Consider the following 21,280-nt stretch of genomic DNA (forward strand, 5'->3'; position numbering starts at 1 on the left):
TGATGCACTCGGCTTTCGATAGGTGCAGTCTGATACGCATCTGTGAGGTCTTGATGAACTGTATGAAGTGGGTGTGAAGTCACCTGCCAGACGACCATTTACGCCGCGGAACATCGACCCAATAGCCCGTTTTGAGTTGCGTGTGTGTGGGATCTGCATCAAGGTGCGCCGCTGCTTCCGCGATTCTTGCCTCGAGTATTGGCAAACAGCCGGCTTCCTGGAGGAAGAACCTCAAGCACTACGACCTGCCGGTGGCAGCGTTTGGCTCGTCAGTGGGCGCGACCACCAGCTGTCGAATGTGGGGACAGCGCTTTCACCTCGAGAGTGTGTCAGGTTCAGCGCAATTCACGTGAGAAGGCTCTTCTGTGTGCAGAAGATGACTAATCTCGGACGCCCTGATCAGTGCGCTGGTAGCGACCCTACCATTACCAAATCTTGGGGCGCTCGATCATGGAACCCGTACTTTGCGCCGAACAATAAAAAACCGCTCCTGGATTTCTCCGGAAGCGGCCTTGAAGTTTCGACCGGGTGACCAGGTCGGATATGTAGCGTCAGGTCAGGTGCGGGCAGCCCGCAGCTTCATCGAGAATTCGCGCAAAGCGGCGATGCCGCTTTCCTCAGCGCGGTGGCACCAGGCCTGCAGGTCCGCAGCCAGCTGCTCACGGGAGGCCGAGGTGGTCAGCCACATCTGGCGCAGTTCTTCCCGCATGGTGACCATCTTGTCCAGCACGGGATGTTCGGCGCGGGCCTGCGCCAGCTGGGGTTTGGCTGCAGCCGGCACCTTGTCGTCATCGCGGTGCAGCCAGCGATTGGCTGCGCGCAACACGGACACGTCGGCTTTCCTGGCCTTCAGCACTTCGAGTTCGGCCCTGCCGGCGCGGCGCAGTTCGCGCGCGAAACCCGCCATGACTTCATAGCGATGGGCGATCAGGGCTTCCAGGGTTTTTTCATCTGCCACAGGCTGGATGGAACCCAGCTGGAGCTTGGGCGGGACCTTCTTGACGGAGGCCAGGCCAACTTTTTCCATGGCACGGATATACACCCAGCCGATGTCGAATTCGTAGGGCTTGACCGAGAACTTGGCCGACGTCGGGTAGGTGTGATGGTTGTTGTGCAGCTCTTCGCCGCCAATCATGATGCCCCAGGGCGAAATGTTGGTGCTGGCATCAGGCGCCTCAAAATTGCGATAGCCCCAATAGTGGCCGATGCCGTTGATGATGCCGGCCGCCGTCACGGGGATCCAGGCCATTTGCACGGCCCAGACAGCCAGGCCTGCAGCACCGAAGAGCGCCAGGTCGATGATCATCATCAGGCCCACGCCCTGCCAGCTATAGCGGGTGTAGACGTTGCGCTCAATCCAGTCATTGGGCGTGCCGTGGCCGAACTTGGCCATGGTTTCCTTGTTTTTGCTTTCGGCGCGGTACAACTCGGCGCCTTCCCAGAAAACCTTCTTGATGCCGTAAGCCTGCGGGCTGTGCGGATCTTCAGAGGTTTCACACTTGGCGTGGTGCTTGCGGTGAATGGACACCCATTCCTTGGTGACCTGGCCCGTACCCAGCCAGAGCCAAAGGCGGAAAAAATGCGAAGGAATCGCGTGCAGGTCCATGGCGCGGTGCGCCTGGTGACGGTGCAGATAGATGGTGACGCTGGCAATGGTGATATGGGTGGTCACCAGCGTGTACAACACGATTTGCCACCAGCTGGCGGCAAGCAACCCATTGGCAAGCCAGTCGAGGGCCGCATCAAACAAGATCATAAAAATCCTTTAAACAATCTGAAGCAGTCGCCTATCCAGATGTGTCTCCAGGCGCTGCAAAAAATAACCCCTTATTGTAAGGCGATCCCCCACAAATACCAAGTCACTTTCAGTACAGGCCCCAAGGGTAAAACAGTGCGAAAAATCACGAATGAATATGTAACATCAGCCTATCTGTCGTCTTTTGTCGCCAAAAATATCACGACTTTTGCCATACTGCTGCGAAAAACCCGTCCGTCTGATGCAGGTAGGGCCACAGCCGAAGGTAAGGTCCGCGGCAGAGTTTTTCCGCGTGTTCCACCCCCAGATGAGTCAACAAGGGGCCTGTTTCAAGGACGTTGAACTCTTTATTCGCCTCACTGAAGGCTTCAGCGATGGCTTCGTTTTCTTCACGCAAAACGCTGCAGGTCGCGTAAACCAGGCGTCCGCCGGGCTTTAAAAGCCGCGCAGCGCTTTGCAAAATGGCAGTTTGCTTGGCCCTGAGCTCCTCAATCGCCTTGGGCGTTTGCCGCCATTTGAGGTCAGGATTACGCCGCAAAGTGCCGAGCCCTGAGCACGGAGCATCTACCAGGACCCGGTCTATCTTCCCGGCCAAGCGCTTGATCCGGTCGTCACGTTCATGGGCAATGGCCACCGGATGAACATTGGAAAGGCCGCTGCGCGCCAGCCGCGGCTTGAGCGCGTCGAGCCGGTGCCCCGACGTATCAAACGCATAAAGGCGACCGGTATTGCGCATGGAAGCCCCCAAGGCAAGGGTCTTGCCACCTGCCCCGGCACAGAAGTCGACCACCATCTCACCGCGCTTGGCATCGACCAGCAGGGCCAGCAGCTGCGAGCCTTCATCCTGCACTTCAATGGCGCCACGCGTAAAGGCATCCAGTTTGCCCAGCTGGGGCTTGCCGTCGGCAATCCGCAGGCCCCAGGGCGAATACGGTGTTGCTACGGTTTTGATAGCTGCTTTCGCAAGTTCCTTCTGGACATCAGCCCGTTTGTCCTTGAGCGTGTTGACGCGCAAGTCAAGCCCGGCCGGTGCGTTCAGGCTTTCGACCAGCGGCCAGAAATCATCACCCAGCTGCTCTTTCAGTGGCTCCACCAGCCACTGCGGCAGGTTGTGGCGGTGCAGCTCCATCAGGTCCGATGGCTTGACCTGGTCACAGCGTGCCAGCCAGTCTTTCTCCTGGTCAGTCAACGCGCCTAAAAGAAAGTCGCGGTCCGCCGCAAAACCGAGAATCGCAAGACGCCGCTCCGGCGCGCCGCTGCCATGCTGCGCCAGATAGGTATAAAGATTTTTCTTGCGCAGAACGCCGTAAATCGTTTCCGCCACGGTGGCGCGTTCGCGGGGGCCGAGGCGGTAGTCGCGGAAATAGCGTGACACCACCATGTCGGCGGGATGATCAAATTTGAGGACCTGCTTGAGAAGCTCGGAACAACTGTCGAGTAAGGCTTTAGGATGCATAGCCCCTATTGTCCCACTGCGGTCTCGCCGCACCGTTTTTAAAGCCCTTTGGAACCCAGACTGCCCATGCCTGAAATCCCCGCAGAAGAATTGCCGCCCCTGATCGAAACCCCGCCCGGCCTGTACCGCCACTACAAGGGCATGTTGTATGAGGTGGTCGGCACCGTGCGCCACAGCGAAAGCCTGGAGCCGATGACGCTGTACCGCGCGCTCTACGGTGAAAAAGGGCTGTGGGTGCGGCCTGCTGGCATGTTCAATGAAGAGGTCGTGATCGACGGGGTGAAACAACCGCGTTTCGCCCGGCAACCTGGTTAAGCACCGCATCCCCAATAAGAGAAACGGCGGCCGCCGCGCCGGGCCGTCCCAAGCAAGGCCAGCCCCCTCGGGGGGCAGCGACCCGCGTAGCGGCGGAGCGTGGGGGCCATCTCACCGATAATCGTGGGTTATGTCCGAATTCACTGAAATTGAAAAACAGGTCAAGCGCCGCCGCACGTTTGCCATCATCTCCCACCCCGACGCGGGTAAAACCACGCTGACCGAAAAGCTGCTGCTGTTCTCGGGCGCGATCCAGATCGCCGGCAGCGTCAAGGCCCGCAAGGCTGCGCGCCACGCGACCTCCGACTGGATGGAAATTGAAAAGCAGCGGGGTATCTCGGTCGCCAGCTCGGTCATGCAGATGGAATACCGCGACTGCGTGATCAACCTGCTTGATACACCAGGCCACCAGGATTTCTCGGAAGACACCTACCGCGTGCTGACCGCCGTGGACGCGGCGCTGATGGTGATCGACGCGGCCAACGGCGTTGAGCCGCAGACGCGCCGCCTGCTGCAGGTCTGCCGCGCACGCAACACGCCCATCCTGACCTTCGTCAACAAGATGGACCGTGAGGTGCAGGACCCGATGAGCGTGATGGACGAGATCGAACGCGAGCTCGGCATGACGGTCGTACCCTTCACCTGGCCGGTCGGCATGGGCAAGCTCTTTCACGGCGTCTACGACAGGCGCGAAGACCGCATGCGCGTCTTCAGCCCCGGCGAAGAGAAAGCCGGCGGCGACGATGAAATCCTGGCCGGTCTGGACAACGCCGAAGCCGCCAGGCGTTTTGGCGCCGAATACGCCCAGGCCCAGGGCGAGATCGAACTCGTGGCCGGCGCCACGCCCGAGTTCGACCGCGCCGAATTCCTGGCCGGCAAACAGACGCCCATGTTCTTCGGCTCGGCCATCAACAACTTCGGCGTGCAGGAAGTGCTGGATGCGCTGGTCGACCTGGCGCCCGCGCCTGCCGAGCGCGAAGCCATCCAGCGCGTGGTGCACCCCGAAGAGAAAAAATTCTCCGGCGTGGTCTTCAAGATCCAGGCCAACATGGACCCGGCGCACCGCGACCGCATCGCGTTTTTACGTGTGGCCAGCGGCGAGTTCACCCGCGGCATGCGCCTGAAGGTGGTGCGCAGCGGCAAAGAGCTGCGGCCCAACACCGTGGTGAGCTTCATGAGCCAGCGCCGCGAGCTGCTCGACACCGCCTTCGCCGGCGACATCATCGGTATTCCCAACCATGGCGTGCTGCAATTGGGCGACACGCTGACCGAAGGCGAAGCCCTGCAGTTCACCGGCCTGCCCTTCTTTGCGCCTGAAATGTTTCGCGCCGTCGAGGTGGCCGATCCGCTGCGCAGCAAACAGCTGCGCGCCGGCCTCACCCAGCTGGGTGAAGAAGGCGCGATCCAGGTGTTCCGTCCGATTGCCGGCTCATTGCTGCTGCTGGGCGCTGTCGGCCAGCTGCAGTTTGAAGTGGTGGCTCACCGCTTGGAGCATGAATACGGCGTCAAGGCCCGCATCATGGGCAGCAACTTCAACCTGGCCCGCTGGGTAACGTCCGAGGACCCGAACGAACTGAAGAAATTCATGGACGCTAATGCCCACCGCGTGGCACTGGATGCGGTCGATGCCCCCACCCTGCTTGTGGACCACAGCGCCACCCTGCGCGCGGTGGAGCAGCAGTGGCCCAAGATCAAGTTCCATGCGCTGCGCGAGCACGCCGGGCTGGTTTTTCAGTCAAAAATGTAAGCATTTTTGGCCTGCAGACCAATCAGGACGGGCGCAAGCAGCTATAAAATTTATAGCGACCTGTGCTCGTTCCGTGACGCACCGGCTTACTGGGCCTTGAGGAAATCGCCCACTTCCAGTAGGATCAGCTCGTTGTCGTCCGCCTTGTTGGGCTCGCGGCTGCTGGAAAACGGCAGGTTGTTGTCGTTGCCCACCACGATGTGCGTGGCATCCACCACGTCCACGTTTTCAATGGTGAAGAACGGGAAGGTCAGCACGCCGTTGTTCAGGGGCTTGCGCGCCAGCTTCGCCGGGTCGGCAATGGCCATCAAATCGATGTAGCCGATCTTGCGCAGCGCGCCGCCGGCATTGGCGTCGCTCAGTTCCACTTTATAGACACGCTTGAACCTGGCGATGTCATGAAAGCAGTCGGTGCGCTTCTGGCCTTCCGGGCAGGCCTTGTCGGCCGTGCCTTCGCCGTTGTCGCGCTCAATGATCAACCCGGTCGTGCCGTCGATCATGTTGAAGTCGCCGATCGCGTGGCTGTTGCTCTCCAGCATGTATTTCCAGTGGCGGCCCGTCCAGGATTCGCTCTTCACGTCAAACTCCAGCACGCGCAGGTAGTCCTTGCCGCCCACGTTTTCATTGCCCTTGGTGGCGGCGTCATAAAGGGCTCCCTCGAGCAGCGCATACAGCTTGCTGCCGTCTTTCGAAGCGGCCATGCCTTCAAACCCCTTGGAGCGGCGAACCTGGAAATCCACCGCACCGCCCGGCACACCGGGAGTCGTCACGGCGGGATGGTCGGGCGAACGCACGGCCTTGCCGTCAACCAGCGTGTCAAACACCGCCAGCACTTTGCCTTTCATGTCGGCCTTGATCAGGAAGGGGCCGAACTCGTCGCCGATCCACAAGGCGCCACCGGCGAACTGGAAGCTTTCGGTGTCAAAGTCGCTGCCCGTGAGGTAGCGCTGCTTCGTGCCTTCATGGACGATGCGAAACGGCACTTTTTTGTCGGGATCGTGCAGGAAAATCGTTTCCAGCCGCTTCATGGCACCAGCCTTGAAATCAACCTTGTAGCGGTTCAGGTACAGCATGGCATCCGGCGAATTGGCTTTGGAGCCAAAGCCGTTGTCGGTCAGGATCCAGAAGCTGCCATCGGGCATTTTTTTGATGCCTGAATGGCCCTGCAAGGGCTGGCCCTTGAAAGGCACACTCACACCCGTAGGCCTGCCGGCAGACAGGCCTTCCACCGTGCCCAGCGCTTCCGTGCGCTTGCCATTGGTGAACTTGCCGCTGACCTGCAGGTCCTGCGGTGCATCTTTGGGCGCGGCAATAAACGACCGGGCGGGCGCCACCACATGGCCGGCCAGCGTGGCCGGAAAGGCGGTCTGGGCTTGCAGCGGCGCAGCCAGCGCAACGGCTGCCAGCGCAGGAAAGATGGCTTTGAAGACAGATTTGAATGCGGGGCGCCGGTTGGCGGCAAAACGGGAAGAAGGCATGGGCAATCCACTGTTGATGAAAAGCGGATGGTGGCCAACGCATGTGACGCGCTGATTACACACAGCGCCCCGGGTCCGCATCGGGCGTTTGCACGGCAGGGCCACGGCCTTGCGGGCAGGCCGTTTTTTTGCAATAAGCTATGCAGATGTATCGAACGGCAAGCCTGCGTGCTTTTTTCCTGATGTTGCTCTGCGCATTCTTCGGCGCAGCCCATGCACAGGTCTTTGACCGCCTGTACGAAGACAGTCCCACAATCACACTGGCCCAGCCGCTGCAATGGGTCGCGGTGCCCAAGGATTCCATCGAGTCACCTGATGCCTTGACAGCCGGCGATCCCGCAACCGGGCCGTGGACCTTCCAGCCCTATACAGACGACTCCATCCTCCCCACCTCGAACACGCAGGATGTCTGGGCCACTTTTTCACTGCCGGCCACCGAAGCCCTGCAGACCTGGTACATCCGGATGCCGGGCCAGGCGATCTTCAAGGCGAGCCTTTTTTCGCGCAACCCGCAAGGCGGCTGGCTGGTCCAATCCGCCGGCGAAGCGATTGCTCCGGCCGCATGGGCCTTGCGTACACGCGTGCCGAGTTTTGAACTGCAAACGCGCGGCGACGGCATGCAGACCTACTACCTGCGCTTTGAGCACCGCAGGGCCATCACGGCGCGGCCCATGCTGCTGTCGCCCATTGAGTACATCGACGGCGCGTCCCGGGTTGGCGTGGTGATCGGATTGATGTGGGGAATGTTCAGCCTGCTGGCCTTTCTATGCCTGGCCGCGTTCGTCATGGCGCATAACAAGGTATTTTTGTGGTTCGGCGCCGTCGTGGTCACGCTCATGTTCACGCAGCTGGTGCTGATCGGCTACGGCGGCTGGCGCATCTGGCCGCACAGCGCACACCTGAACCAGGTCATGGGCTGGGTGCTGGCCTCGGTGAGCATGGCCGCCGGTGCGTGGTTCTGCACCCAGGCCAGCTATGCCAAGAGCGGCTACCCGCGCATACACCGCCTGCTGCTTGTCGTGGCGGCGGGCAGTCTGTTCATGGCTTGCCTGATGGCTGCGAGCCAGAACCTCGTGCCGCGCGATCTTCGCAACCTGTGGCTGGCGTTTTCCACCCTGGCCATCATGGGAAGCCTCCTGTGGATGTCTTTGCGGGGACAGACCTGGAACCTCCTCATCTTGCTGGGCGCCGCGCCCATCGGGCTGGCCGCGCTGGCCCGGCTTTCCTATAACGCGGGCTGGGTCTGGAATGTTGAAGCGGCACAGGCAGCCGGTGTCCTGTCAGCGATGATCGGCCTGCTCTGGGTTTTTCTCGTGCTGGCATGGCGCAGCCGGGCGGCGCTGTTTGCCAACCACCGCAGCGCCGCACTGGCGACATACGACCCGGCCAGCGGGCTGATGTTGCCGCGGATCATCGACGACAGGCTGCCGCCCATGCTGCTTCGCGCGCGGCGGCAGAAGTCGGCATTCGGCGTATTGATGTTGCGCTGGCTCGACCAGTCCCCGAGCCATGACGCGGCAAGCGACCAGAAGCGCGGTGCCGCACTTTCCCGCATCGGCGAAATCCTGCGCGGGGCAGCACGCGACGTGGACACCGTGGTTCGCCATGGCGAAAACGACTTCATGATGCTGATCGAAGGCCCGGTCAACCGCACAACCCTGTCGGAAGTTTCAACCAAGATCCTGGCCGACTGCATACGCGCCTCTGAAAAGCTGGGCGAGGCCAATGCCTTTAACCTGCACGTCGCCCTCTGGCATGACACGCCCACCGCCCAGACGACCGCGCAGGAAGTGGTTGAAAGGCTCAAGTCCCGCCTGCACCAGATGTCCTCTGGAACAAAGCGCTATGTGCAGTTTGTCGATTCACCGAGCGATACCGTGAGTGCCGCAGGAGAAGACATGAGCCGCCGGGAAGACCTGCTGGCCAAGATCAACGAAATTGAAATTTCGCACCCGGCCCTGGCCAGCGAACAGACGTCAGCCCCGGGCCGCTGACACCCTGGCGGTGGGTTCAGGCGCCCTTGCCACAGGCAAGGGCAAGGCCGTCTTGTACCTGACCTGCTTGAGCGCAAAGCTCGAGCGTATTTTCTCGATGCCCGGAATCGGCGACAGTTGCTCCAGGATGAACTTCTCCAACGCACCGATATCGGCCACAGCCACACGAATCAGGTAGTCGCTGTCTCCCGACATCAAATAGCACTCCATCACGTCGTCGTGCTCGGCGATGCGCCGTTCAAAGTCGGCCAGCGACTCCTTGCTTTGCGTGCGCAGGCTGATGGAGATGAACACATTCAGGCCCAAACCCAGCGCCGCCGCGTTGGCAATGGCCACGTAGCGGTCGATCACGCCGCCGGCCTCCAGCGCCTTGACGCGGGCCAGGCACGGCGAAGGGCTCAGGTGCACGCGGCGCGCCAGCTCCACGTTGGTCAGCGAGCCATCTCGCTGCAACTCATCCAGAATCTTCAAATCAAGGTTATCGAGCTGTATCATCTTTAAAATTCGTTATTTACAGCATTTTATGCTTTTAAATGGTGTCACTGCCCGATATTGAAGCAACACCTTCCGGGTGATTCTGCGTAAAGTGATTGGTGCCATGAACGACTCCACACCCCACCATTTACTGATGCAGGCCGCTTCTTACACCGATTCTTCCGCTGACCCTGACCCACAGGAAACCGCCGAATGGCGCGAGGCATTTGAAGCCCTGGCCCTCACGCAAGGCCCGGCCCGCGCGCGGGAAATGCTCCACGAGCTGAGCCGCGTCGCGCGCAAGCAGCGCATCGGCTGGCAGCCCGAACTGGCCACGCCTTACGTCAACACCATTGGCGTAGACGAGCAGCCCGTGTTCCCCGGCGACCTGGCGATGGAAGAGCGCCTGGCCTCGCTGATGCGCTGGAATGCGCTGGCCATGGTGGTGCGCGCCAACCAGGCCGAGACCGGCGGCTCGGCCGAACTCGGCGGCCACATCGCCAGCTACGCCAGTGCAGCCGACCTGTTTGAAACCGGCTTCAACCATTTCTTTCGCGCACGCGAAGGCGTGGGCCAACTTGACGGTGTTAACCAGCACCGCGGCGACCTGGTGTTCTTCCAGCCGCACAGCGCACCGGGCGTGTATGCACGCGCCTACCTGGAAGGCCGCCTGGATGAAAAAGACCTGGGCTTTTACCGCCAGGAACTCACCGCGCCCAGCCAGGGCGCGCAAGGCCTGTGCAGCTACCCGCACCCTTATTTGATGCCGGACTTCTGGCAGTTCCCGACCGGCTCCATGGGCATAGGCCCGATCAGCTCGATCTACCACGCGCGTTTCATGCGCTACCTCACGCACCGGCGCTTGCTGGATTGCACGGGCAGGAAGGTCTGGGGCGTGTTCGGCGATGGCGAGATGGACGAGCCCGAATCGATGAGCGCGCTAACCCTGGCCGCGCGCGAAGGGCTGGACAACATGGTCTGGGTCGTCAACTGCAACCTGCAACGGCTCGACGGCCCGGTGCGCGGCAACGGCCGCATCATCGACGAGCTGGAAAAGCTTTTTGCCGGCGCCGGGTGGAACGTCATCAAGCTGGTCTGGGGCAGCGACTGGGACGGCCTCTTTGCGCGCGACCTGACGGACGCACTGGCCAAAACTTTTGCGCAGACGGTGGACGGCCAGATGCAGACCTTTGCCGCCAAAGACGGGCGCTTTAACCGCGACAACTTCTTCGGCCAGAACGCTGAACTCACACGCCTGGCCCAAGGCATGACAGATGAACAAATCGATCGCCTCAAACGCGGCGGCCACGACCTGGTGAAGATCCATGCCGCTTACGCCGCGGCGGCCAGCCACCAGGGGCAGCCCACGGTGATCCTGGCGCACACCAAAAAAGGCTACGGCATGGGAAGCGCCGGCCAGGGCAAGATGACCACGCATTCGCAGAAAAAATTCGACGGCGAAGAGTTGATCGAATTTCGCAACCGCTTCAATTTGCCACTGTCTGACGAGCAAGCCAAAAACCTGGCCTTTTACAAGCCCGCTGCAGACAGCGCCGAGATGCAATACATGCACGCGAAACGCGCAGCACTGGGTGGCTATTTGCCGCGGCGTGAAACGGCGGCCGACATCGTGAACATCCCCGCCCTGCCCTCCTACGCACAATTCGCGCTGGCGGCCGACGGCAAGGAAATGAGCACCACCATGGCCTTTGTGCGCATGCTGGGCGGCTTGCTGAAAGACCCGGCGCTGGGCCCCAAGATCGTGCCCATCGTGGCCGACGAGGCACGCACCTTCGGCATGGCCAACCTGTTCAAGCAAGTCGGCATTTACTCCAGCGTGGGCCAGCGTTATGCGCCGGAAGACATTGGCTCGGTGCTGAGTTATCGCGAGGCGCTCGACGGCCAGATCCTGGAAGAAGGCATCAGCGAAGCCGGCGCCATGGCCAGCTGGACGGCCGCGGCCACCAGCTACAGCGTGCACGGCCTGGCAATGCTGCCCTTCTACATCTATTACTCGATGTTCGGCTTTCAGCGTGTGGGCGACCAGATCTGGGCTGCCGCCGACCAGCGCGCCCGCGGTTTCCTGCTGGGCGCCACCTCGGGCCGCACCACGCTGGGCGGTGAAGGCCTGCAGCACCAGGACGGCACCAGCCACCTGATCGCCGCGACCATTCCCAACTGCAAGGCCTACGACCCGGCTTTCGCGGGCGAGCTGGCCGTGATCCTGGACCACGGCATGCAGGAGATGATGGTCGAACAAAAAGACGTCTTCTATTACGTCACGCTGATGAACGAGAACTACGCCCAGCCTGATTTGCAAGCCGGTTCCGAGGCGGACATTATTCGCGGGTGCTATCAATTCAATAGCTGGTCGCGCCCGGATTTATTGCCCCCCAGCGCTAAAACACCTCAAAAAAAGGTCCAAAAAGTCGTTTTAATGGGCTCTGGAGCGATCCTGACCGAAGTGATCAAGGCTGCGCAGCAGCTGGCCACGCAGGGCATTGAGGCCACGGTCCTCAGCGTGACCAGCTGGAGTGAGCTGGCGCGTGATGGTGCAGCTTGCCAGCAAGAGGCGATCAATGACGGCGCTGTGACTGCGCCCTTCATCGCTCAGCAGTTGCAAGGCAGCACCGGCCCCATCGTGGCCGCCACCGACTATGTGCGCGCTGTGCCGGAAAGCATTCGTGCCTTTGTGCCCGAAGGCAGGCGCTACCTTACCCTGGGCACCGACGGCTTTGGCCGCAGCGACACACGCGCCGCGCTGCGTGAATTTTTCAGCGTCGACGCGCAAAGCATCGTCAAGGCAGCGCTGCACATGCTGAACCAGAAGTAGGCCGACGCGCGAAAACCCGCGCGCAGCAAGCCGCGCGCGGGCTCGGGAAAGAAGTGCCGGCTTACTTGGGCAGCAGCACCTTGTCGACCACGTGGATCACGCCGTTGGACTGGTACACGTCGGCGATGGTCACGGTGGCCCAGCCGCCTTTTTCATCGGTCACCGTGACCTTGCCGCCGGCCGATTTGGCCACCAGCGTGCCACCGGCCACCGTCTTGATGGTGGCCATGCCCTTGCCATCGGCAATCATCTTGCTGATGGCTGCAGCGTCCCACTTGCCGGGCACGACGTGGTAGGTCAGGATGCCTGTCAGCATGCCCTTGTTTTCGGGCTTGAGCAGGGTGTCGACCGTGCCGGCGGGCAATGCGGCAAAGGCCGCATTGGTGGGCGCGAACACGGTGAACGGACCCGGGCCCTTGAGCGTGTCGACCAGGCCCGCGGCCTTGACCGCGGCGACCAGCGTGGTGTGGTCTTTGGAGTTGACAGCGTTGTCGATGATGTCCTTGCTGGCCAGCATGGGCGCACCGCCCACCATGACCTGGGCGAAGGAAGATGCGGCAGCCAATGACAGGGCGATGGCCACGCCGACGGATGCCAGTTTGTGTTTTGTCTGCATGTGAATACCTTTGAACTGATGTTGATGAAGTAGATACGCAAGCCGCAACCGGAAGGGTTTTCAAAGCGGCTGACATGAATACGGGGCCGAAGACCGGCTGGATTCAAATCAAACGTATCAATCAGGATGCATCAACGCTTTTCGCCGCGCGGGCGCGCGGGCAGAGCTCAGGCGGCAGGTTCAAAAAACGCGCGCACAGCCTGCGGGAAAATCAGGTGTTCCTGCGTGAGGATGCGGGCAGACAGCGTCTGGGCAGTGTCGCCCGGCAGCACAGGCACCACCGCCTGCGCCAGGATGGCGCCGTGGTCCAGTACCTCCGTGACCTGATGCACCGTAGCGCCCGCCACCTTGCAGCCCGCATCGATGGCGCGCTGGTAGGTGTCCAGCCCCGTGAAGGCCGGCAGCAGCGAAGGGTGAATGTTGATCAAGCGGCCAGCGTAGTGCTGCGCAAAGCCCGGCGTCAAAATGCGCATGAAACCGGCCAGCACCACAAGCGCGGGCGAATACCGGTCAATGCGGGCCATGAGTTCCGCATCAAAAGCCTCCCGGGAATCAAAAGACTTGTGCGGCACAGCTTCGGTAGCAATTCCCAGGCGTTGGGCCAGGGCCAGCCCCGGGGCGTCCGCTTTGTTGCTGATGACCGCGGCTACCTGCACCCCCCATTTGCTGCGCCAGTCCTCTTTTTCAGCGGCGCGGGCGATGGCCGCCATGTTGGAGCCGCCCCCCGAAATCAGGATGACGATGTTTTTCTGCGCAGTTGCCATAGCCCTCTAGTTTAGAACGCGGCTGAAGGGCAAAGAAAAAGGCAAACTGCCTTCTCGTTGCCCGGCCTTTGCGTTATGTCCCACCTGAGACATAAAATTACGAACGACCGTGCTAAAAATAAGAAATCGACCGCAGAAATGCCTGCCAACCGCCTGGAGACAACCCCGCCATGGATTTAGCTTTCACCCCTGAAGAACAGGCCTTTCGCGAAGAGATACGCGCCTGGGTTCACGCCAACCTGCCCAAAGACATCTCGCACAAGGTGCACAACGCCCTGCGCCTGTCGCGTGACGACATGCAGCGCTGGGCCAAAATCCTCGGGAAAAAGGGCTGGCTCGGCCACGGCTGGCCCAAAGAGTTCGGCGGCCCGGGCTGGAACGCGGTGCAAAAGCATTTGTTTGAAGAAGAATGCGCGCTGGCCGGCGCGCCGCGCGTGGTGCCCTTCGGCCCCGTGATGGTGGCACCCGTCATCATGGCCTTCGGCAGCCCCGAACAACAAAAGCGCTTCCTGCCCGGCATCGCCAGCGGCGAAGTGTGGTGGAGCCAGGGTTACAGCGAACCGGGTTCGGGTTCGGACCTCGCGTCCGTCAAATGCCGGGCCGAGCGCCAGGGCGACAAATACATCGTCAACGGCCAGAAGACCTGGACCACGCTGGGCCAGTACGGCGAGTGGATTTTCTGCCTGGTACGCACCAGCACTGAAGGCAAACCACAAACCGGCATTTCGTTTTTGCTGATCGACATGAAGTCGCCCGGCGTGACGGTGCGCCCCATCGTGCTGCTGGACGGCGAGGCCGAGGTCAACGAAGTCTGGTTCGACAACGTCGAGGTGCCGGCCAACAACCTGATCGGCGAAGAGAACAAGGGCTGGACCTATGCCAAGCACCTGCTGAGCCACGAGCGCACCAACATCGCCGACGTGAACCGCGCCAAGCGCGAGCTGGAGCGCCTCAAACGCATCGCCAAGGCCGAAGGCGTCTATGAAGACCAACGCTTTCGCGACGAGATCGCCAAGCTCGAGGTCGACGTGGTGGCGCTTGAAATGCTGGTGCTGCGCGTGCTCTCGGCCGAAAAATCAGGCAAGAACTCGCTGGACATCGCGGGCCTGCTCAAGATTCGCGGCAGCGAGATCCAGCAACGCTACAGCGAGCTCATGATGCTGGCCGCCGGCCCCTTCAGCCTGCCCTTTATCGAAGAGGCCATGGAGGCCGGCTGGCAGGGCGACTTCCCCGGCGGTCTGCCTGGCGATGCGCCGCTGGCGTCCACTTACTTCAACATGCGCAAGACCACGATTTACGGCGGCTCCAACGAAGTACAACGCAACATCGTCTCGCAAGTCGTTCTCGGCTGATTTGGTCGCACCAGAAAACAGGAAACACACCATGGATTTCGATTTCACCGACGACCAGGAACAGCTGCGCGACGCCGTGCGCAAATGGGTCGACAAGGGCTACGACTTTGAACGCCGCCGCGGCATCGCCAAGGCGGGCGGCTTCTCGCGCGAGGCCTATGGCCAGATCGCCGAGCTGGGCCTGACCGGGCTCTACATCCCAGAAGCCGACGGCGGCCTCGGCATGGGCCCCGTCGAGGGCATGGTGGTGATGGAAGAGCTGGGGCGCGGCATTGTGCTGGAACCCCTGGCGCAGACATTGATTGCCGGCGGCGTGCTGTCGAACTACGCCCCCGAAGCCGTCAAAGCAGCCTGGTTGCCGAAAATCGCCGCAGGTGAAAGCCTGGTGGTACTGGCCTACCAGGAACGCGCCGCGCGCTACGACTTCAAAAAATGCGAGGCAAATGCGGCTGCAGCCGGCGATGGATGGGCGCTAACAGCTATCAAAAGCATAGTGCCGGCCGGCGATAAAGCCGATGCCTTCATCGTTCCCGCCATGGCCAGGGGCAAGCTGGCGCTGTTTCTGGTGGAGCGCAGCGCTGCCGGCGTAACAACCACGGGCTACAGTACGCAGGACGGCGGCCGGGCTGCCGAGATCACGCTTAAAAACGCGCCCGCCACCCTGGTCACACTGGACGGCCTCACGGCCCTGGCCCACGGTATCGACATCGGCATTGCCGCGACCTGCGCCGAAGCCGTCGGCGTGATGGACAAGACCCTGGCCATCACCGTCGAATACATGAACACCCGCAAGCAGTTCGGCGTGGCCATCAGCAGCTTCCAGGCCTTGCGCCACCGCGTGGCCGACATGAAGATGCAGCTGGAGCTGGCGCGCTCGATGAGTTACTACGCATCACTCAAGCTCAATGCGCCGGCCGATGAACGCGCCCGTGCGCTGGCGCGCGCAAAGTACCAATTGGGCGTGTCGATGCGCTTTGTCGGCCAACAGGCGGTGCAGCTGCATGGCGGCATCGGCGTGACCGACGAGTACATCGTGAGCCACTACTTCAAGAAGTTGACGCAGCTGGAAATGACGTTTGGCGACACGCTGCATCAACTCGGCGAAGTGTCGAGCCGCATGCAGGAGACGGCCGGCGTATTTGCCTAGAGCAACACTCCCCCCCGAAGCGGCCTGCGGCCGCCTCCCCCTCAAGGGGGCGCCACTGGCGGCCCGGCGAAGCCGGTTCCGCGGTGGCCTTGGCCCGGCCGCGCTACCCTATCAGGAGAGTTACGCGTGCAGGCGTGAGGGGATGGAAGGCGTCACGCGTGCAGGCGTGACGTTTTCGGAATATGCGCCATCAAAAACTCCATCTGGTCCGCCAGGATGCGGCGGTTGCGCAGGATGAAATCTTCCCAGAGGCTAGGCACATAAGGCGTGTAAAGCAGCGGCATGTGGGCTTGCTCGGGCGTACGGCTGCTTTTGCGGTGGTTGCAGGCGCGGCAGGCCGTCACCACGTTCATCCAGGTGTCTATGCCCTTTTGCGCAAACGGAATGATGTGCTCGCGCGTCAGGTCTTCTTCATGGAAATGCCCGCCGCAGTAGGCGCACACATTGCGGTCGCGGGCGAAAAGCTTGCCGTTGGTCAGGCCCGGCTTCAGGTCAAACGGGTTGATGTTGGGCACGCCCTTGGTGCCGATGATGCTGTTGACGGTAATGATGGATTGCTCACCCGTGATGGCGTTGTGACCGCCATGGAAGGTGACGACCCGCGCGCCCATCTCCCAGCGCACCTCGTCGGCCGCGTAATGCAACACGGCTTGTTCAAGGCTGATCCAGGATTGCGGCAACCCCTGGGCTGAGAGCTTCAAGACCTTCAAAACGAACCTCCATCATGGTGGATGACGCATGGAAACACGGCGTTCGGCTGACTGTGTATCAATATACAGTGAAATCATGACAAACAGGTTCAAATCCCCCATAAACCACTTTGAAGCCCCGTTGAGACGGCCTCCAGCGCTATAAAAACGATAATTGCCCCATGAAAATTTTCCGCGGCTACCACCATCCCCAGCTGGCGGCGCAATGCGCCCTGACCATCGGCAATTTCGATGGTGTGCACCGCGGCCACCAGGCCATGCTGGCGCTGCTGAAAAATGAGGCACAGCACCGCGGGGTCCCCAGCTGCGTCATGAGTTTTGAGCCGCATCCACGCGACTATTTCGCCGGCGTGGCCCGCAAACCCGAGCTGGCCCCCGCACGTATCGCCACGCTGCGCGACAAGCTGACCGAGCTGGCGCGCTGCGGCATCGACCAATGCGTTGTGCTGCCCTTCAACGCAGCACTCGCATCCCAGCCGGCCGAATCGTTTATTGAAGATGTGTTGCTCAAAGGCCTGGGCGTGAAGTACGTGCTGGTGGGCGACGACTTCCGCTTTGGCGCCAAACGGGTGGGCGACTACGCCATGCTGGACGCCGCCGGCGAGCGCCTGGGCTTTGACGTAGCCCGCATGAACAGCTACGAGGTCAGCAACACCCGGGTCTCCAGTTCGGCCGTGCGCGAGGCGCTGGCGCGGGGCCAGATGACCCGTGTGGCCAGCCTGCTGGGGCGACCTTACAGCATCTCCGGCCATGTGGTGCATGGCCGCAAGCTGGGCCGTGACCTCGGTTTTCGCACCCTCAATTTGCGGTTTTCCCACTGGAAACCGGCGGCCAGCGGGATTTTTGCGGTGCAGGTCTACGGCCTCGCCGACCAGCCCATTCCCGGCGTAGCCAACCTGGGGATCCGGCCCTCGCTGGACCCTGCAGACATCAACGGCGGGCGCGTGCTCCTGGAGACCCACTGCCTCGAATGGCCGACCAGCCTGGGCTCCGAGGGGGCATACGGTAAAATCATCCGTGTGGAACTGCTGCACAAACTGCACGACGAACTGAAATACGACAGCCTGGACAGCCTGAAAACAGGCATTGCCAAAGACTGTGACGAAGCGCGGGCGTTTTTTGCCCAGCCGCCCAAGTCGTTTTCGGCTTCGATGCACACGGAAACCAGCCGCCAGACCACGCGCGACCGAATTTAGACGATCTCGTCGCCTCTGGCCCTCGCTTTGCCTTCCACTGGCGAGCGGCTTACTTCCCCACCGTATTTCCGGCGGCCCGCCTTTTCAGGCCGCCCTAACAACAGCATTCCAAAAGCATCCCATGTCCGAGACCAAAACCGATTACCGCAGCACCCTGAACCTGCCCGACACACCCTTCCCGATGCGCGGCGACCTGCCCAAGCGCGAAGCAGGCTGGGTCAAGGAATGGGACGAAAAAGGCATCTACAAGAAGCTGCGCGACGTGCGCGCCGGCAAGCCCAGGTTCGTGCTGCACGACGGCCCACCCTATGCCAACGGCAAGATCCATATCGGCCACGCCGTCAACAAGGTCCTGAAAGACATGATCGTCAAGGCGCGCCAGCTCAAGGGCCTGGACGCGATCTACGTGCCGGGCTGGGACTGCCACGGCCTGCCCATCGAAAATGCCATCGAAAAACTGCACGGACGCAATCTTCCAAGGGACGAAGTGCAGGCCAAGAGCCGAGCCTTCGCCACCGAGCAGATCGAGGGCCAGAGGGCCGACTTCAAGCGCCTGGGCGTTCTCGGCGAATGGGACAACCCCTACCGCACGATGGACTTCGCCAACGAGGCCAATGAAATCCGCGCGCTCAAACGCATCATGGAGCGCGGCTTTGTCTACCGCGGCCTGAAGCCGGTGTACTGGTGCTTTGATTGCGGCTCGTCGCTGGCCGAATTTGAGATCGAGTACGCCGACAAGAAATCGCAGACGCTGGATGTCGGCTTCAAGTGTGCCGAACCCGAAAAGCTCGCAGCCGCATTCGGCCTCAAGAGCCTGGCCAAAGACGCCTTCGCCGTGATCTGGACGACCACCGCCTGGACCATCCCGGCGAACCAGGCACTCAACCTGAACCCCGAGCTCGAATACGCACTGGTCGACACCGAGCGCGGCATCCTGCTGCTGGCCTCCGTGCTGGTCGAGAAATGCCTTGAGCGCTACCAGCTCACTGGCACCGTGCTGGCCACCACGCTGGGCAAAAACCTGGCGCTGCTGAAATTCCAGCATCCCTTTTATGACGTCGATGCAGGCTACCGGCGCTTCAGCCCGGTCTTCCTGGCCGACTACGCCACCGCCGACGACGGCACCGGTATCGTGCACTCCTCGCCCGCCTATGGGGTGGAAGACTTTAACTCTTGCGTGGCCAACGGTATCGCCTACGACGACATCCTCAACCCGGTGCAGGGCAACGGCCGCTATGTCGACGAACTGCCGATGTTCGGCGGGCTCAATATCTGGAAGGCGGCACCGCTGGTCATCGACAAGCTGCGTGAGCACGAACGACTCTTTGCCACGCAAGACATCCTGCACAGCTACCCGCACTGCTGGCGCCACAAGACGCCGGTAATCTACCGCGCGGCTGCCCAGTGGTTTGTGCGCATGGACGAGGGCGAAGGCGTTTTCACCAAAGACAAAGCGCCGCAAACGCTGCGCAAACTGGCCCTGGCCGCCATCGAAGAAACCAGCTTCTACCCGGAAAACGGCAAAGTCCGGCTGCGCGACATGATTGCCGGCCGGCCCGACTGGTGCATCAGCCGCCAGCGCAACTGGGGCGTGCCCCTGCCTTTTTTCATCCACACCGCCACCGGCGAGCTGCACCCGCGCACCATGGAAATCATGGACCAGGCAGCCGCCATGGTGGAGGCCGGCGGCATCGAGGCCTGGAGCAAGGCCACGGCCGAGTCCATCATCGGCGCCGATGCGCCGGATTACATCAAGAGCACCGACATCCTCGACGTCTGGTTTGACTCGGGCACCACGCACGACCACGTGCTGCGTCACAGCCACGCCGCGCAATCAACCTGGCCGGCCGACCTGTACCTGGAAGGCCACGACCAGCACCGCGGCTGGTTCCACTCGTCGCTGCTCACCGCCTGCGCGATGTACGACCGTGCGCCTTACAAAGGGCTGCTCACGCACGGCTTCACCGTCGACGGCAAGGGCCGCAAGATGAGCAAGAGCGAAGGCAATGTCGTGGTACCGCAAGAGGTGAGCGACAAGCTGGGCGCCGAGATCATCCGCCTCTGGTGCGCCTCGACCGACTATTCGGGCGACCTGGGCATCGACGACAAGATCCTGGCCCGCGTGGTGGACGCCTACCGCCGCATCCGCAACACGCTGCGCTTCTTGATGGCCAACGTGAGCGACTTCGACCCGGCCAAAGACGCCGTGCCGTTTGAGCAGATGCTGGAAATCGACCGCTACGCGCTCAGCCGTGCATCGCAGCTGCAGGCCGACATCCTGGCGCATTACGAGGTGTATGAATTCCACCCGGTGGTCTCCAAGCTGCAGATCTATTGCAGCGAAGACCTGGGCTCCTTCTACCTCGACATCCTGAAAGACCGGTTGTATACGACCGGCCCCAAATCGCTGGCCCGCCGCAGCGCGCAAACTGCGCTCTGGCAGATCACGCACGCCATGCTGCGCTGGATGGCGCCCTTCCTGAGCTTCACAGCCGAAGAAGCGTGGAAGGTGTTCGGGCAGTCCGAGTCCATCTTCATGGAAACCTATGCCGAGTTCCCCGCGCCCGACGCAGCGCTGCTGGCCAAGTGGTCACGCATCCGCGAAATCCGCGACACGGTCAACAAGGACATCGAAGCCCTGCGCACCGACGGCAAGGTAGGCTCTTCGCTGCAGGCCAATGTCGCGCTGGAAGTGGCCGCCGAAGACCATGCACTGCTGGCCTCGCTCGGTGAAGATCTCAAATTTGTCTTCATCACATCCGCTATTGATTTAATAGCTGCTAGCGCAGTATCAACGCGGGTTTCAGCCAGTTCTGACATCAAATGCGAGCGCTGCTGGCACTACCGGAGTGACGTGGGACACGACCCCGCCCACCCGACCATTTGCGGCCGTTGCACCAGCAACCTGTATGGTGCCGGTGAAGACAGGAAGTTCGCCTGATGGCCAAGATGACCTTCATCAAATCAGAGGGCAGCATGCTCCCCTGGCTGGGCCTGGCACTGCTGATCCTGATCGCTGACCAGTTCACGAAGGTATTGATCCTGGGCTACTACCGCCTGGGCGACTCCACCTATGTGACGAGCTTTTTTAATGTCGTGCGGGTGCACAACACCGGTGCGGCGTTTTCTTTCCTGGCCGAAGCCTCTGGCTGGCAGCGCTGGTTTTTCACCGCCATCGGGGTTGCCGCGGCGCTCTTTATTGTGTGGATGCTGCGCTCGCATGCCGGGCAAAAGCTGTTTTCCTTCGCGCTGGCCTGCGTCCTGGGCGGCGCTGTCGGCAATGTCGTTGACCGCACCCTGCATGGCTATGTGGTGGATTTCCTGCAGTTCCACTGGCACGGCTGGTATTTTCCTTCGTTCAATATCGCCGATGCCGCCATCACCGTAGGCGCTGTCTGCCTCATCCTGGATGAGCTGCTCCGGGTTCGGCGTACCCGATAAA

The 21,280-nt window shown here is 61.6% G+C and carries 16 protein-coding genes; 9 read left to right on the forward strand and 7 right to left on the reverse strand.

The genetic code is table 11. The features are described 5' to 3' along the window. Positions 1-556 precede the first annotated feature (556 nt). Both AC1DYQ_RS05195 and AC1DYQ_RS05200 read right to left on the reverse strand, forming a co-directional pair. Positions 557-1,756 (reverse strand): DesA family fatty acid desaturase, encoded by a 1,200-nt coding sequence (locus AC1DYQ_RS05195; RefSeq protein WP_477685888.1) that lies wholly within the window; start codon positions 1,754-1,756, stop codon positions 557-559. A 199-nt stretch (positions 1,757-1,955) separates the two neighbouring features. Then, the gene (locus AC1DYQ_RS05200) at positions 1,956-3,212 is read right to left on the reverse strand and encodes an RsmB/NOP family class I SAM-dependent RNA methyltransferase (protein ID WP_477685889.1); all 1,257 of its coding nucleotides are present in this window, start codon (positions 3,210-3,212) and stop codon (positions 1,956-1,958) included. 66 nt (positions 3,213-3,278) lie between these two features. Between AC1DYQ_RS05200 and AC1DYQ_RS05205 the strand changes: the two genes are divergently transcribed. Together AC1DYQ_RS05205 and AC1DYQ_RS05210 are read left to right on the forward strand one after the other, a co-directional pair. Continuing rightward, positions 3,279-3,527 (forward strand): DUF1653 domain-containing protein, encoded by a 249-nt coding sequence (locus AC1DYQ_RS05205; protein WP_477685890.1) that lies wholly within the window; start codon positions 3,279-3,281, stop codon positions 3,525-3,527. A gap of 130 nt (positions 3,528-3,657) precedes the next feature. Further along, entirely contained in the window at positions 3,658-5,274 is a 1,617-nt protein-coding gene (locus AC1DYQ_RS05210) for a peptide chain release factor 3 (protein WP_477685891.1), read from the forward strand. A gap of 86 nt (positions 5,275-5,360) precedes the next feature. On the opposite strand, the gene AC1DYQ_RS05215 is transcribed toward AC1DYQ_RS05210, so the two are convergent. After that, the gene (locus AC1DYQ_RS05215) at positions 5,361-6,752 is read right to left on the reverse strand and encodes an esterase-like activity of phytase family protein (protein ID WP_477685892.1); all 1,392 of its coding nucleotides are present in this window, start codon (positions 6,750-6,752) and stop codon (positions 5,361-5,363) included. Between the two features lie 146 nt (positions 6,753-6,898). On the opposite strand from AC1DYQ_RS05215, the gene AC1DYQ_RS05220 reads away from it, so the two are divergent. Continuing rightward, positions 6,899-8,746, forward strand: coding sequence for a 7TM diverse intracellular signaling domain-containing protein (locus AC1DYQ_RS05220; RefSeq protein ID WP_477685893.1), 1,848 nt, complete (start codon positions 6,899-6,901; stop codon positions 8,744-8,746). On the opposite strand, the gene AC1DYQ_RS05225 is transcribed toward AC1DYQ_RS05220, so the two are convergent. Further along, positions 8,729-9,238, reverse strand: a complete 510-nt coding sequence (locus AC1DYQ_RS05225) for an Lrp/AsnC family transcriptional regulator (protein ID WP_477686270.1) — start codon at positions 9,236-9,238, stop codon at positions 8,729-8,731. The genes AC1DYQ_RS05220 and AC1DYQ_RS05225 overlap by 18 nt on opposite strands. Before the next feature lie 106 nt (positions 9,239-9,344). On the opposite strand from AC1DYQ_RS05225, the gene mdeB reads away from it, so the two are divergent. Then, positions 9,345-12,053, forward strand: coding sequence for an alpha-ketoglutarate dehydrogenase (gene mdeB / locus AC1DYQ_RS05230; RefSeq protein ID WP_477685894.1), 2,709 nt, complete (start codon positions 9,345-9,347; stop codon positions 12,051-12,053). A gap of 61 nt (positions 12,054-12,114) precedes the next feature. Here the strand turns inward: mdeB and AC1DYQ_RS05235 are convergent, their stop codons facing one another. Both AC1DYQ_RS05235 and purN read right to left on the reverse strand, forming a co-directional pair. Then, positions 12,115-12,669: a fasciclin domain-containing protein gene (locus AC1DYQ_RS05235; RefSeq protein ID WP_477674094.1), complete on the reverse strand. Its 555-nt coding sequence runs from the start codon at positions 12,667-12,669 to the stop codon at positions 12,115-12,117. A 167-nt stretch (positions 12,670-12,836) separates the two neighbouring features. Continuing rightward, positions 12,837-13,433 carry a phosphoribosylglycinamide formyltransferase gene (gene purN / locus AC1DYQ_RS05240; RefSeq protein WP_477685895.1) on the reverse strand — a complete coding sequence of 199 codons (597 nt, stop codon included), beginning with the start codon at positions 13,431-13,433 and terminating at the stop codon, positions 12,837-12,839. A 170-nt stretch (positions 13,434-13,603) separates the two neighbouring features. Here purN and AC1DYQ_RS05245 point away from each other — a divergent pair, with 170 nt between their 5' ends. After that, complete coding sequence (locus AC1DYQ_RS05245) at positions 13,604-14,785, forward strand: acyl-CoA dehydrogenase family protein (RefSeq protein ID WP_477685896.1); 1,182 nt, start codon at positions 13,604-13,606, stop codon at positions 14,783-14,785. Positions 14,786-14,816: 31 nt separating this feature from the next. Continuing rightward, entirely contained in the window at positions 14,817-15,932 is a 1,116-nt protein-coding gene (locus AC1DYQ_RS05250) for an acyl-CoA dehydrogenase family protein (protein ID WP_477685897.1), read from the forward strand. Positions 15,933-16,084: 152 nt separating this feature from the next. Here the strand turns inward: AC1DYQ_RS05250 and AC1DYQ_RS05255 are convergent, their stop codons facing one another. Beyond that, a complete protein-coding gene (locus tag AC1DYQ_RS05255) occupies positions 16,085-16,642 on the reverse strand; it encodes an HNH endonuclease (protein ID WP_092128654.1) in 558 nt (185 codons plus the stop codon). Positions 16,643-16,803: 161 nt separating this feature from the next. Between AC1DYQ_RS05255 and AC1DYQ_RS05260 the strand changes: the two genes are divergently transcribed. From AC1DYQ_RS05260 to lspA, 3 genes are all read left to right on the forward strand, one after another. After that, positions 16,804-17,838: a bifunctional riboflavin kinase/FAD synthetase gene (locus AC1DYQ_RS05260; RefSeq protein WP_457279507.1), complete on the forward strand. Its 1,035-nt coding sequence runs from the start codon at positions 16,804-16,806 to the stop codon at positions 17,836-17,838. A 121-nt stretch (positions 17,839-17,959) separates the two neighbouring features. Continuing rightward, on the forward strand, positions 17,960-20,779 hold the full coding sequence (gene ileS / locus AC1DYQ_RS05265) for an isoleucine--tRNA ligase (protein WP_477685898.1): 2,820 nt from the start codon (positions 17,960-17,962) through the stop codon (positions 20,777-20,779). After that, positions 20,779-21,279 (forward strand): signal peptidase II, encoded by a 501-nt coding sequence (gene lspA, locus AC1DYQ_RS05270; protein WP_477685899.1) that lies wholly within the window; start codon positions 20,779-20,781, stop codon positions 21,277-21,279. The genes ileS and lspA overlap by 1 nt, the downstream gene beginning before the upstream one ends. Position 21,280 lies beyond the last annotated feature (1 nt).

The organism is Polaromonas sp. P1_F4, assembly GCF_056405675.1.